General features: G+C 59.7%; 14 protein-coding genes and 1 pseudogene. 8 read left to right on the plus strand and 7 right to left on the minus strand.

What is annotated here, in order from left to right; all coding sequences use genetic code 11:
* Positions 1–5: 5 nt before the first annotated feature.
* The 5 genes from F0185_RS04985 to F0185_RS05005 form a co-directional block, all read right to left on the minus strand.
* Positions 6–1,064, minus strand: a complete 1,059-nt coding sequence (locus tag F0185_RS04985) for an alpha/beta hydrolase (RefSeq protein WP_167222124.1) — start codon at positions 1,062–1,064, stop codon at positions 6–8.
* Between the two features lie 97 nt (positions 1,065–1,161).
* Positions 1,162–1,629 (minus strand): Tgi2PP family T6SS immunity protein, encoded by a 468-nt coding sequence (locus F0185_RS04990; protein ID WP_167222126.1) that lies wholly within the window; start codon positions 1,627–1,629, stop codon positions 1,162–1,164.
* A gap of 111 nt (positions 1,630–1,740) precedes the next feature.
* Positions 1,741–2,316 carry a TerD family protein gene (locus F0185_RS04995; protein ID WP_167222128.1) on the minus strand — a complete coding sequence of 192 codons (576 nt, stop codon included), beginning with the start codon at positions 2,314–2,316 and terminating at the stop codon, positions 1,741–1,743.
* Positions 2,317–2,419: 103 nt separating this feature from the next.
* Positions 2,420–4,465: a di-heme-cytochrome C peroxidase gene (locus F0185_RS05000; RefSeq protein WP_167222130.1), complete on the minus strand. Its 2,046-nt coding sequence runs from the start codon at positions 4,463–4,465 to the stop codon at positions 2,420–2,422.
* 150 nt (positions 4,466–4,615) lie between these two features.
* Positions 4,616–5,590: a site-specific integrase gene (locus F0185_RS05005; protein WP_370663974.1), complete on the minus strand. Its 975-nt coding sequence runs from the start codon at positions 5,588–5,590 to the stop codon at positions 4,616–4,618.
* 215 nt (positions 5,591–5,805) lie between these two features.
* Here F0185_RS05005 and F0185_RS05010 point away from each other — a divergent pair, with 215 nt between their 5' ends.
* Positions 5,806–6,888 carry a DNA-binding protein gene (locus tag F0185_RS05010; protein WP_167222133.1) on the plus strand — a complete coding sequence of 361 codons (1,083 nt, stop codon included), beginning with the start codon at positions 5,806–5,808 and terminating at the stop codon, positions 6,886–6,888.
* Between the two features lie 72 nt (positions 6,889–6,960).
* Here the strand turns inward: F0185_RS05010 and F0185_RS05015 are convergent, their stop codons facing one another.
* Positions 6,961–8,637 (minus strand): methyl-accepting chemotaxis protein, encoded by a 1,677-nt coding sequence (locus F0185_RS05015; RefSeq protein ID WP_167222135.1) that lies wholly within the window; start codon positions 8,635–8,637, stop codon positions 6,961–6,963.
* A gap of 425 nt (positions 8,638–9,062) precedes the next feature.
* Here F0185_RS05015 and F0185_RS05020 point away from each other — a divergent pair, with 425 nt between their 5' ends.
* From F0185_RS05020 to F0185_RS05040, 5 genes are all read left to right on the plus strand, one after another.
* Positions 9,063–9,413: a hypothetical protein gene (locus tag F0185_RS05020; RefSeq protein ID WP_167222137.1), complete on the plus strand. Its 351-nt coding sequence runs from the start codon at positions 9,063–9,065 to the stop codon at positions 9,411–9,413.
* Positions 9,414–9,556: 143 nt separating this feature from the next.
* On the plus strand, positions 9,557–9,940 hold the full coding sequence (locus F0185_RS05025) for a site-specific integrase (protein ID WP_229476728.1): 384 nt from the start codon (positions 9,557–9,559) through the stop codon (positions 9,938–9,940).
* Positions 9,941–9,958: 18 nt separating this feature from the next.
* Positions 9,959–10,975 carry a restriction endonuclease gene (locus F0185_RS05030; RefSeq protein ID WP_167222138.1) on the plus strand — a complete coding sequence of 339 codons (1,017 nt, stop codon included), beginning with the start codon at positions 9,959–9,961 and terminating at the stop codon, positions 10,973–10,975.
* 159 nt (positions 10,976–11,134) lie between these two features.
* The gene (locus F0185_RS05035; RefSeq protein WP_167222140.1) at positions 11,135–11,566 is read left to right on the plus strand and encodes a hypothetical protein; all 432 of its coding nucleotides are present in this window, start codon (positions 11,135–11,137) and stop codon (positions 11,564–11,566) included.
* 194 nt (positions 11,567–11,760) lie between these two features.
* Complete coding sequence (locus tag F0185_RS05040; protein WP_167222142.1) at positions 11,761–12,318, plus strand: DUF4303 domain-containing protein; 558 nt, start codon at positions 11,761–11,763, stop codon at positions 12,316–12,318.
* A 76-nt stretch (positions 12,319–12,394) separates the two neighbouring features.
* Here F0185_RS05040 and F0185_RS34690 read toward each other — a convergent pair.
* Positions 12,395–12,532: pseudogene (locus tag F0185_RS34690) on the minus strand (integrase); the annotation flags it as partial.
* Between the two features lie 73 nt (positions 12,533–12,605).
* On the opposite strand from F0185_RS34690, the gene tnpA reads away from it, so the two are divergent.
* A complete protein-coding gene (gene tnpA, locus F0185_RS05050) occupies positions 12,606–12,902 on the plus strand; it encodes an IS66 family insertion sequence element accessory protein TnpA (protein ID WP_167222144.1) in 297 nt (98 codons plus the stop codon).
* Positions 12,899–13,172 (plus strand): IS66 family insertion sequence element accessory protein TnpB (gene tnpB, locus F0185_RS05055; protein ID WP_167222146.1); only part of this gene is annotated, 274 nt, incomplete at its 3' end. The genes tnpA and tnpB, both read left to right, overlap by 4 nt.

Consider the following 13,172-nt stretch of genomic DNA (forward strand, 5'->3'; position numbering starts at 1 on the left):
CGACCTCAGCCCGGTAGCGCGCTGCAACTGCTCCGCACGAGCGGGCGCGTCTGGCCAACCGTCCAGTAGGTCGGATGGGCTTTCCACGCAGCGCCCTGGCGCGCCGGCTTTCCGTTGACGAACAGGTTTTTTACGTCATTCAGCAGCGGCAAGGTTGATGCGACATAGGTGTGCGATGGAAAATCCTCGGGAATGAAGGAGACCACGTTCTCGATATCCTTGATTTCCGCCTGCGGCTTGTCGCCGCATCCGACGCGCGGGTAAAAATGCACGTCCTGGGACAGTTGCAGCGCAAAGTCGAACGGTGACAGATACACCGTGGTGCGCTCGGCGACTTTCAGGTAATTCTGGCCGTAGTGCATAAAGACGTCGCGATCGACGTCCGGTGCGGCGAGGATGATCTGGCCGAACGGTTTCTTTTCGCCGGGAAGGACCTGCATGCGCGAGATGACGCGCAGCAGCGGGCGATTGCCCATGCTGTGCGCAATTATATGGATTTTTCTCCCGCCGGCGGTGGCGCGCACTGTTTTCAAAAACGCTTCGAGGTGAATCTCGCTCGCGTCCGCAGTGGCTTCATCGTGCGTGTATTTACGATAGTTCTTGTTGGCGGCCCACGAGAAAAACATCATGTTATTCGGCGGGACATGCAAGTCGAAACCGAGTTGCGCGGCCCTGAGCGCGGCGTCTTCGAACGAATTGTTATAGCCATGGATGAAAACCAGCAGGTAGCCGCTTTCGGGATCGCCAGCCGCGCCCAGCTGGCTTTTGGCGAGCGCCATGAAACTGTCCTGGCTGTGAAGTTCGATATTGCCGTCGGCAATGGCCAGGCGTGTATCGCGTGTGGAGAAAACACCTTGTTCACCGAGGGAGCCCGTCAAGCGCCCCTTCGGGATGGTGACGATCACCCGGCCGTAATGAACCCGCGCGGCGCGCTCGTCGAGGTAGGCCGTTTTCGCACTGTTGGGCATGCGCGAGGTTCCGTACAGAACCGGGTATTTGACTTCCTTGTCGGTGTAGGCCGCCTTGACTTCGGGGACTGGCGGCGGTCGGTGGGCGTCAGGCATGGCGCAGGACGCCAACAACAATGACACGACGATAAGCGCGACAGCACGTTTCATGGAGGGCCTGTTAGTTTGATCAAGTGACGGGGTCATTCGGTGCTCAGAAACACCCGACCTCGTCGAACGCGACTTTCGCGTTGGCGAGTTTCTTGCCAGTCCGAGCGGAAATGATGGTTTGGATTTTCGATAAACCTGCGAAAGTGTAGCGTTTGCAGCGTACCGTATTCCACACATCCCCGGTGAACACGTTAACTGCGAAATGCCCCAGCACATTCGATGTATTGGCTTTACGGTTACTGTAGACCAAACCGAAATCGACATATCCCGGGCGGTAGAGCGTACCTTCTTCGTCGCCACGCCACGGGCCGTCAATCGACATACCGGGGTCTGCCATCTTGAATTTTTCGTGATTCAACACCACAACGAGAACCTGCCTGGCCTGATCCACCGTCAAGCCGGAGGCCTGGATATCGTTCGATTGAAGCGATTGTGCAAGACCCGGCAAACAAAGAGACACGCCGGCAGCAAGCAACAATACCCGCAGTCGGCTTAAGGTGGAGGATCTCATCGCGCTTTTACCATGCCAATCATCTGTTGAAGCGCTTGCGAACTCGCCATCCGCCGGCGACGCGCCGGCGGATGCAGTCGCTTGCGGTGCGCAGCACCGCAAGCGACGTCTTTACACGTTGACGCCGAACGAGGCCGCCAGGGGACCGAGGCCGCCGTTGAAGCCCTGGCCGACCGCGCGGAATTTCCAGTCGCCGGAATGACGGTAGATTTCGCCAAAAATCATGGCCGCTTCGGTCGAGCCGTCTTCGGACAGGTCGAAACGCGCGATTTCATTATTGTTCGCGGCATTGACGCAGCGGATGAAAGCGTTCGACACCATGCCGAAGTTTTGCTTGCGCGCCGGCGCATCGTGGATGGTGACGCACACCGAAATCTTTTCGACATCGGCCGGCACGCGGCTCAGGTCGACAGTGAGGCTCTCGTCGTCGCCATCGCCGTCGCCGGTGCGGTTGTCGCCCGAGTGCACCACGCTGCCATCAACCGATTTGAGGTTGTTATAAAAGATCATGTCGGTATCGGAGCGGACTTTGCCGTCGGATTTCAACATGAAGACGGTGCCGTCGAGGTCGAACTCGACACCGCTGGTCGAGCGGGCATCCCAGCCCAGACCGATTACCATTTTCGTCAGGCCGGGCGCTTCCTTGCTCAGGTTGACGTTGCCACCCTTGGTCAGACTAATTGCCATCTTTAATTCTCCTGTTTTAATGACTACACGAGCCTTCATTATAGGGGCTCGCATGGCAGAACACAGGAGGCGCTGGCAAAAAAGGCAAGAGGCGCTGTCGGGCTTACTGCGCCTTGAGGTAATCGAGCAGGTCGAGGCGCTCGTCCTTATTGAGCGGCGGCAGCGTTTGCGCGCCGTTGACGCGCACGGCGGTGCCATATTCGTGGCCGGCGTTGCTGTTGCCGGCGAGCGCGGTGTCGAACAGGAAGCCGTCGTAGCCGTCGCTGCGCAAGCCCACCTTGACGGGATCGAATTCGCGCGAGCCGGTGCGAAATCTGGCCGGCCGGCATTCGGCATCTTTGTCGCCGGCCGCGCATTGCGCCGGCAGCAGCAGGTCGTACAAGGTCGGCACCGAGCCGTTGTGCAAGTACGGGGACGTGGCCCAGATGCCGTTCAGCGCCCGTCCCTTGTAAGCGCGTAATGAGGCGTACGGGTCGATGGTGGTGTCGATGGTGTAGTTGCCCTGCTTGTTGGACGGTTTGATCTCGTTGTCGGAATAGGCCTTGACCATATTGTTCAGCCATTCGGCCCAGCGCTGCATGAACGATTTGTCGGGATCGCGCGTCTCGAGCACGCTCATGGTGGCCTTGGTCAGCAGCGCGGCGATCGGGGCTTTTTTGTCGAGCAGGATATTGCCCACGTTCGCGCCCACGTATTCGTTGCGCAAGATGCCGGAGTAGCCGAGGTAGCGGATGCTGTTGTCGGCCATGGTGGAATCGGTGCCCACTTCGTCGAGCCCGGACATGTGGGCGACGATACGGCGCGACGGCGAGCGACGATCGATGCTGGCGTGGCAGCTGGCGCAGTGCTGGTTGAACAGGCGCTCGCCGCGCAATACCCGGGTCGGGTCGATCGAGGCGGCGCCGAACACCTCGCGCGGCCACTGCGGCGATTGCAGCGACCCGAGATGGCTTTCGATCAGGCGCAGGTTTTCGATGTTGACGGAGGAGTCGAACTGGATTGCCTTTTGCATCAGGCCTTTGCCAGAGAGCAGGGAGCCGAGTGAAAACGTGTCCTTTTCATGCCAGTTGAGGGTGCCGAAGACGCCGATCACTTCGCCGGCGTTGCGGCCCAGCGGGCCGAGGCCGGCGTTGTTGCCCAGGCCGTTCCACTGCACCACGTCGTGCTGGGGCACGTCCCACAAGAAGGGGTAGCTGACGGGGGCGTCGGCGTCGATGAAGAACTCGGCCCGGAGCCAGTCGATGTCGTTTTGCGTGGTGGCCAGGCGCGCGATGACCTGGTCGCGCTGCACCGACGTCAGGGTCTCGCCTACCCCGGCCAGCGCATCGGCAATGCGGGCAGGGGTGTATCTGTTGCGCAGCACGGCTTCGAGCTGGTAGCGGTTGAGCAGGTGTTCCAGGGTCCGGTTGTAGATGCGGCCGAACGCGTCCAGGCGCGCGTAGCCATACGCGGTCGGGCTATTGTTGATGAGGTTGTAGCTCTGCAGGCGCAGGGTATAGACGCCGATGTCGTTGATGACGTCGGCGGCGCTGGCGTAGGCGCCGCGCGCCAGCACCTCCTTGACGAAGCGCTGCTGCACGGCCGGCTCGTCGCGCACCGCTTTCATCGACGCGGTCAGGGCCTGGAGGAAGCCGACCATGTCGGCGCCGCCGGGTCCGCCGTCGATGCGCATTGCCAGGCCGCGGTAATTGATCTGCGCCGTGTGGCAGGCGGCGCAGGTCAGGCCCACGTAGTCCTTGTTCAGATAGCCATCCTTGACGAAGCCGACCGGCAATGCGTCGGGATTGGATGGCGTGGCGCGTTGCGGCAGGTAGCGGAAGCGATTCATGTGCTCGCTGGAGCGGAACAGACCCGTGGTCTCCGGCTGTTCGAGCGCCATGAAAAAATCGTACGGCAGCAGGTTCGAGCCTTGCGTGGTGGTGTAGAACCACAGGCTGTCCTGGGGCTTCCAGTTCTGGTCGAGATAGGCCACCTTGGTGAAGCTGTCGCCAAACAGGTCCTCGGTGACCAGGGCCGCGCCGCGCCCGGGGTCGGCATCGGACTTTTGCTGGTGGTGGAACAGCGCCACGATGAGCGGGGGCAGGACCAGCACCAGTATGAGGATGAGCACGATGCCAAGCAGCCAGTGTTTGAGTATGCGGCGAACCATGATCGAGTACCCCCGTGTGATTGGCGTATGTACTGAGCGAAAGCTCATTCACGGTACCAGCCAAACGAGCCCGGCAATACTGTCGAATCGACCAGTGCAAGATTTTCCGGGTTTGTGCACACGACGCCGGCGGCGCCCTGAGGCCAGGTGTCATTTGCGCGGCGTGGCGCGCAGCAAGGTCCCGGCGGCGTTGTCTTCGAAACGGCCGGCTTCTTCGATATAGCCTTGCACCGTGCCATCGTGGCGCCAGCCGCCCTGCCGTTTGATGTCGCGGAAATTGGCGCCGGCGCGGTGCGCGCTGGTGGCCATGCCGCGCCGCAGGCTGTGGCTGGACAGGTCGGGCACGTAGTCGAGGCCGGCGAGGCGCGCGCATTGTTCGAGAATGGTGTTGACGCTGCCTTCATGCAGGGCGGCCATGGATACCTCGCCCCATTGGCTGATCGGGCGAAATACGGGGCCGCTGGCGATGGCGGCGAGCGCCAGCCAGTTGCGCAGCGCGCTGGCCGGGCAGCAGGCGCCGTCGCCGTAGGGAATCGCCTTGACGATGCCCTCCCCCATCTGGTCGGTCTTCGAGCGCGGCAGGGTAATCGTGATGCCTTCGGTTTGCCAGCCGAGGTGGCTTACTTCAATGGCGACCAGCTCGCTGCGGCGCAGGCCGCCGAAAAATCCGATTTGCAGCAGGGCGTTGTCGCGCGCGGCTTTCAAGGTTGCCAGGTTGGCGAGCTGGCCGACGATGCGTTCCAGGTCTTCGACCGGCAGCGCTTTGGCCTTTTTCTTGGGCTTGCCGTTGGTGCGCGCAATGCCGGCCAGGGTTTTGCGCACCGTGGGCGTGGACGCGGGGTCGGCAAAACCCTGATGCACGTGCCACTGCGACAGCGCGGTCAGGCGCAAGGCCAGGGTGCGCGGGTTGAGCGAGGCGGCAAACGCCAGCAGGTAGCGAATCATGGTGGGCTCGTCGGCGGGCAAGGCGCCGCCCCACGTGAGGAAGTGCTTGATGGCCGAGCGGTAGGCGCGGCGCGTGTTGTCGGAGGTGGCAGCGGCCAGGAAGGCGCGGTGTTGCGCGCTCAGCTCGGCGTCGAAAGGCGTAATGGCGTTACGCGGCGGCGTTAGGGCATTGGCGGACACTGCTGGAACGAGAGCGAATTCATCAGACATGGCGAGACGCGGCAAAACGCGGTTTGTAACGGGTATTACGCAGGATACCACGGCGGGAGCGCGAATAGGTCACGATAACATCTCTTATCGCGACTAAGGATCGTGCATTTTCCAAACAAATTTTATCGTAATATTGTATGATATTACGTAACACGTAATACCTTATCTTATTCAGGAGTTCCAAAATGGCACGTGCCGGTATCCTCTATTCTCATGTTGCAGCCGCCGCTGCCGGTCTCGCCGCCGATAACAAGAATCCCACCGTGGATACGGTTCGTGAAGCGCTGGGCGGCACCGGCAGCAAGAGCACGATCGCTCCCATGCTCAAGCGCTGGAAGGAAGAGCATCAGCAAACGCCCTCGCCCGCCGCTCCCGGCGTGCCGCCGAGCTTGTTGCAAGCGGTAAAAGGCGTGTATGAGTCGATCAAGACCGATTTTCAGCAGGATCTGGACGTCGAAAAGCTCGCCCACGCCGCCGGGCAACGCCAACTGGCCGATGAACTCGAAAAATCGCGCTTGCAGCAGGCCGCGCTTGAGCAGCGCGTCAATACACTCGACAGCGAGCTGGCTAGCGCCAACACCACCATCGCGCACATGCACCAGGCCAATCACTTGTTGACGGTCGACCTGGCCGGCGCCCGCAGCGAACAAGCCGGCCTGCAGCAGCGGCTGTCCGACCGCGCCGCGGAAGTGGCCGCGCTCAACGCCCAGCTGACCCAGGCGCGCGCCCAGTTCGACCATTACCACGAGGCCAGCGCCACCCAGCGCGCCGAGGAGCGCCAGGGCTTCGAGCAACGCGCCGCACTGGTCGAGCGCGAACTGGTGACCTTGCGCCAGCAGTTGCTCCACCACAAAGGCCAGGCATCCCAGTTTGCCGGCCAGCTATCCCAGGCGGGCAGCGAAAACGCCCGCTTGCATCAAGCTGCCGAAGCGGCGCAGGGCGACGCCGCCCGTGAACGCAGCGCGGCCGAGCGCGCGGCGTTCCATGCCTCGGCCCTCTCGACCCAGCTCGATAAATTGCAGGCGCGGCACGACGCCATGCAGGTGCAAGTAAATGAAAGCAAGATTGCCCTGGCAGTCAGGGCGCGCGAGTCGGAGATCGTGGCGTCGCGCCTGGCGCAAGCCGACAGCGAAGCGCACGCCGGTGCGCAGGAAAAGCAGGCACTGATGCGTGCAGTGACGGTGCTCGAAACCGAGCTGCGCCAGGAGCGGGAGCTGGCCCGCCAGCGCGACCTTGCGCCGCCCGCGTCAAGCCAGCCCGGCCCCTGATCGCGCGACAGAGGCTAGCTCAAAACGGGGGGAGCGTTCAGCGATTGCCACGGCGTGCAGCCTCGACTGCTTTCAGAACTGTTCCCAGTTGTCGATGGCGACCGCGGCATTTCCTACTTGTTTCAAATGACGCGCAGGTGGCGCCGGACGACGCACCGTGCGGGGCGTTGCCGACTGCATCGGCGCATGTTCAGCGCGATGCTCCTTCCGGATCTTAAACACACTGACCTCTTGTACCAGATTGCTCGCTTGATCCTCCAGCGCCCCGGCGGCGGCGGCGGCCTCCTCGACCAGCGCGGCATTTTGCTGTGTTACCTCATCCATTTGACAGATGGCTTGATTGATCTGCTCGATGCCCAAGGTTTGCTCCCGGCTCGCTGCCGTGATCGCACCCATCATGTCCGTCACGCTCTGAATGCTGCTGACAATGGCGTGCATGGTCGATCCTGCCTGGTCAACCAGCCTGGCGCCAATCTCGACTTTTTCGACAGAGTCTCCAATGAGTGTCTTGATTTCTTTGGCAGCGGCGGCCGAGCGTTGCGCCAGGTTGCGCACTTCGCTGGCGACAACCGCGAAACCTCGGCCCTGTTCACCGGCCCTGGCCGCCTCGACAGCGGCGTTCAGGGCCAGGATGTTGGTTTGAAATGCGATGCCGTCGATCACGCCGATGATATCGACGATCTTTTTCGACGACGCGTTAATTGCCCCCATGGTGTCGATCACCTGTGAAACGACCACGCCGCCCTTTGACGCAACTTCGGACGCGGACACAGCCAATTGAGTGGCTTGGCGCGCATTGTCGGCGTTCTGTTTCACGGTACTGGTGAGCTCTTCCATCGACGACGCAGTCTCTTCGAGCGAGCTGGCCTGTTGTTCCGTGCGCGACGACAGGTCGAGATTGCCGGCGGCTATCTGGGACGAAGCGGTGGCGATGGTGTCGCTCGATTGCCTGACTTCGCCGATCGTTTGCGCCAGATTTAGTTGCATTTCTTTCATCGCATTCAGCAGGCTGTGATGGTCGTTATTCTTTGTGGCAACTGCAACGGTCAAGTCGCCGGCAGCGATACCTCGCACGATCTGTGCGGCGTAGTCGGGTTCGCCGCCAATGTCGCGATAGATATTGCGTATCAGTAAAAAGCCAGCCAACGCCGCCAACAGTATTCCTAATGCAATCGCAATAATCATGCTGGTGCGCAATGCAAGATAACGGGCGCCCGATTGTCTATATTCCTTTTTTGCCTCGTCGACCTGAAGCATGCGTAGCCTGTCAATGCCTTCTTTGACAGCGGGAAGCAGGGTTTGGAATTGTTCCTGCAACTGCTTGGCCTCTTCGATTTTTCCTTCTCGCAAGGCGCCGATTGCGGGAAACAACCCTTCCTTGACCATTTTCGTTCGGTCTACGGCAAATTTGTTCGCCAGCACACTCTCTTCCGGCGTCAGATACGTCGCCATGTACTGGCCCCAAGTCGTGTTGATCTCTTCGGCATTTTTTTCGATGAGATCAGACTTGACCTTGATCTGAGATGCAATCGGGTCCAGTAGCGCCTGCGCCAACGCCAGCCGGTTCCGCAACAATAGGCTCTCGATTCGCGTGACCTGTTCCAGGGCCACCGTGCGATCCTCATAGACGGTTTTCAGTCCTTCGTTGGCCTTGTTCATTCCGTACAGGCCCAACAGCCCGACGCCGATGGACAATAGGGCGAGAAAGACGACGACACCGCTTAAGCGTGCCTTGATTGTCATTTTCATTCCTGGCTTCCTGACTAAAAACTATTCGGGTGGGGTGTCTTTTGCTGCGCAGCCAAGTCTGTCTGTCTTGGTCGTCCGATATTCAGGGCGACAGAGTACGATGTGCAAAAACAGTATCAATGCGATTTTTAGGAATAGTCCGGAGAGGATCAAATCAGGCCGTGAGAAGTGCCATGGGCACTTTGTTCAAGGGCTAATCGCAACAAGGATGGGGTTGCGTTTGCAGTGCGAATTTGGAGCAATGGAGAAACAGAAAACTGAAGTGGCAGAACGGAGGTTATACCTGCAGTTAACCTGGCGCAACCAGTAGTTTCTAACAGGGTGTTGATGTAGTCGCCCTGCCCGTCAACCGTTCGTGGACGGTAAACGTTGTTCACTCACCCCCCCACTTTCGTCCGCCAGGACGAACCAAAACATCGATCAACATGAAGAACCGCTTGACCAAATTGGGTCTCATAGGCCTCGTCCTCGCCATGGCGATGACGCTGGCGTTCCTGTCGGCCTTTGTCGAGCGCACGGGCCCCCAACTGGCACAGTACGGCAATCTGTGTGGACCAGCCGCTACAGATCCCTGCTACAAACCCGTGTTAAAGGGCGGCTTCCCGGTCGCATACCTGCTTGACGCACCGGGGGTATCCCGGGAGCGCCAACTCGCGTTCGTCGAGGACCATCTGTCCCCGGCGGGCCTGATCCTCGACGTCGCTGTTTACTTCGTCACCCTGCTGATCGCCCTGTTCGTTGCACGGGGACGATCACTGAGCACGGATTGTCCTTAACCCGGTTTTCCGTTCTTATGAAAAGCATATTGTTATGCGGAGTAAACTGACTTGCCAAAGTACCTACCATCCGCATCAGTGGGGCGCTGATCGCGTCCTGCGACCCGTCGGTCCCGCTCGGCGCGCGCGACCGCGCAATTCTGTTGCTGATCGCCCGGCTAGGCTTGCGTGCAAGTGACGTCAGTAGTCTGCCATATTCTCAGTTGCTTTGGTCCAAGAACACTGTGCGAGTGGCTGGCAAGAATCGCAGGGAAGTCGAACTGCCATTGCCGCAGGAGGTTGGCGACGCCATCCTGCATGATCGCCAGCACCGACGGCCATATTTTCGTGGCGCATCGAACCGGCCAGCTGTGGGGCCGCGCCATTGTTGTATCGGGTACAATCGACGGCAATCGGCCAGAAGCAGACGGTCGACGCTTGGCGTCGCTGACTGCTCTTGCTTGCGTCGGCATAGCTACCCGGGGAATCGGCCAGAACGGGCGGCGCCGTTCGAGCGCATCCGAAAGCGGCCTCATTCTGACTCTTAACCAAACCATAGATCCCTCATGGAAGTCCTCGTATTGATCTTGGCAGTCGTCACATTCGCTCTCTGGGCAATGAGTGTTGCGTCGCGCAGTGCAGCGGACGAACTGGCTGCAGCGCGGCTGCGCGCGCTGTCGATGGCGAACGTAGACGCGATGAATGGAATCGAGTTCGAGCACTACGCCGCAGCCTTGCTGGCTAACGAAGGATTCACCGACGTGCAGGTTACGCGGGCGTCCGGCGACAACGGCGTCGACATCATGGCCACGCGCGGTGAGAAGCGCTACGCTATCCAAGCAAAGCGTTACAAGGGAACGGTATCTCGACGCGCTGTCAGCGATGCCGTGGCCGGGATGCTCCCGTATGGCTGCAACGCATGCATGGTGATCACGAGCGGCCACCTGTCCCCCAAGGCGATGGACTTCGCGCGCGCTCACCAATGCGAGATCGTCGATCGTGATGTGCTCGCGGACTGGGTGATGCGGTTCCGACGGGAAGAGCCGTTGACGCAGTACGGCGGCAGCGGCCAGCCAACCGAACCCACGTACCACCCCGATACCCAGGCGCGCGCCGGTGCGGTTTCGGTAACCGGATCGATCGACGTCACGGCCGGACGTGGAGCGGCGAGCGCCACGCCCGTCCCTGCCGCAGTTATGACCGAGATCAAGCAATACGCACGTTCGCAACACCCGACCGATTATTCGACAGCGGCATACGTCGTCCGAGAAGCAATAAACGACTACCGCGCATTGCGCGAACTGGCCGCGCCGTACATGCCCCACGAGGTGTACCAACGTGTCGTAGCCAACGCCGCCGAGAGCCATCCAGCGGACTATTCGACCCAGCTCTACGTGGTTAAGGACCAGCTCGAATCATATCGCGCGCTGCAGCAGCTCGAGGCCAGTCCGACGCCGCCGGCGGTTGTGCGGCAGGTCACTGCCGAGGCTGAAGAAAATCATCCGGACGATTTTTCAACGCAAATCTACGTGATGAACGACCAGATCCGCTCTTATGTGGAGCTCCAACAAATCGGACGATAGAACGCGGATCGCCTGCTCGCTTAGAACGCCTAACAAAATCCATTAGTTATTCTAAAAGCAAGAACGGCGTACACTGAGCCTTTCTTACGTCCGTTATCGGCCCAAAAGCCGCCATTTATATCGCTGCACTCATTTGTAATTGCCAATAGATCGGACAACATGCGTCGTCAAATCATTCATCTCGCACTGGGATCTGCAGCGGCCCTGCTTACCTCCAGTGCGCGTGCGGAAAACAGGTCAGCCATGAAACCCGGTCAATTGCGGCCAAATGAATTTGAAGTCGCCGTCCTTCAACGAATATCAGACGACTTGCCATGCATTCGTCCCTATATTTTGAAGCTTCATGTACTTAGTAGGGAATTTACTGGCGTCGGGAGCTACACAAACTTCGCAGCGCTCCCCGAAACCTTTTTCGGATCGAGTAAGAGCCCGATCTCCCTCACTTCTGGAATTTCAATGCCAGGGGTCGCAAATGGAATGGGAGCCATGTTATTTTTTGAGGCGAGCCGTTCCTTGGTTCTCGAAACCTTTACGTTTGCCGACGATTTTTGGGATGGGGATTACACCGGCTTTTCATTACAGACCACTTGAGCCTCCTTAGCTGACGAGCGACAAAAAACTGCTATTGTGTGAATCTGCAGGGTTACCCTGCCCACCTCCGTATGTCCGCAAAGGGGCGGATGCAGCCGCTCGCCGACGAGCAGCATTATGTCGAGTAAAATGGCAACATTCGGCCAAGAGCGGTCATAGATTTACGGCTTCCACTAACAAGAGATTAAAAAAAATTGAATGCAAACGAACTCGAGTTGTTTTTGAGCGAAGTACGCCCTGTGCTGATCGAGGCGATTTGCATAGGGGTGCAAGAACACGTTGAATCTCTGCGGTGCAAGGGAATCGACTTTTACGCGTATGCACTGTTGCCAGGCGAGGTTTACGATTTACATGACATTGTCGCTGTCACGAACAGCCTTACCGACGTCGCCGTCCCAATCGAAGACAGCCAATATTCTTACTATCGTTTCTGTGTCGACGAGTGGAAGCATTGGCATTCTGATGGCTTCGCAGCTGCCAACACGGTGATGTTGGAGGCGAACCAACGCTTCGCCGCAGCCCATGCGGGTGTTGAGTATGCGATGGATGACGTTCAGATTGCATATGCTAATGGTCTTCTTGACTCGATCCTCTCCGGCATAGATCAGGCAAAACGGCGTGGTACTTTCGTCGGCACCGATCCGTTCCTAGCGATCTGGATATCCGACTCAGGTAGCGAAATTATCGCCGAGTCAGTCAAACGTCTTAATAACACCGACGTCTTTGCCGATTTCATGGCTGAATTTGGCTGAGAGCGTGACGCGAAAGCTGACCGCTGCCGCGCGACGACGAATGACCGCTGTGGGGCGGCTGTCGCCGCCCGGAAACCTATGCGTCCGTTTGCTCAGCCATCTCCAGCGCGTCGTCGACTTCAATGCCCAAGTACCGGACGGCGCTTTCAAGACGCGTATGCCCAAGCAACAGCTGAACCGCCCTGAGATTCTTCGTGCGACGATAAATAAGCGTAAGCATCCAGCCCGCCCACCTTTCTTCCGTTCCATAAATTGTCCACACTGTGATCTTCAACTTGGAGATAGAGATGGCAAATTTGGAACGCGAGTCATTGTGGGAGGAGCGGGTTGCGCAATGGCGCAAGAGCGGCCAGTCCCAACGCGCCTTTGCAGAGAGCCAGGGCTACTCGCAGCGGCAGCTTAACTATTGGGCGCGCCGCCTGGCCGCGCCCGTCGTGCCGGCGGCGCTGCTGCCAGTGTCGATTGCAGCCTCCACCGATGCGGCGCCGGCATTGAGCCTGCGTAGTCCCAGTGGCTGGACGCTCACATTGCCGCCGGCCTTGCCTGCCAGTTGGGTGGCGGCACTGCTGCGCGAGCTGGCATGAAGCTGCAGGTCGAGTCGGTTCGGCTGGCCACCCGGCCCGTCGATATGCGCATCGGCGTCGACGGACTGTCCCTGCTGGTGCAGCAGGTGCTCGGTTGCCCTCCCTGCGATGGCACGGCCTACGTGTTCAGCAACCGGCGCCGCACGCGCCTCAAATTGGTGTGCTGGGACGGAAATGGCGTATGGCTGTGCCTGCGTCGCTTGCATCGCGGCCAGTTCGTGTGGCCGCAGGCCGACGACGCCACCTGGCAAATGAGCGACGAGCAATGGC

The sequence above is a fragment of the Massilia rubra genome (assembly GCF_011682065.1).
Classification (GTDB): domain Bacteria; phylum Pseudomonadota; class Gammaproteobacteria; order Burkholderiales; family Burkholderiaceae_D; genus Telluria_A; species Telluria_A rubra.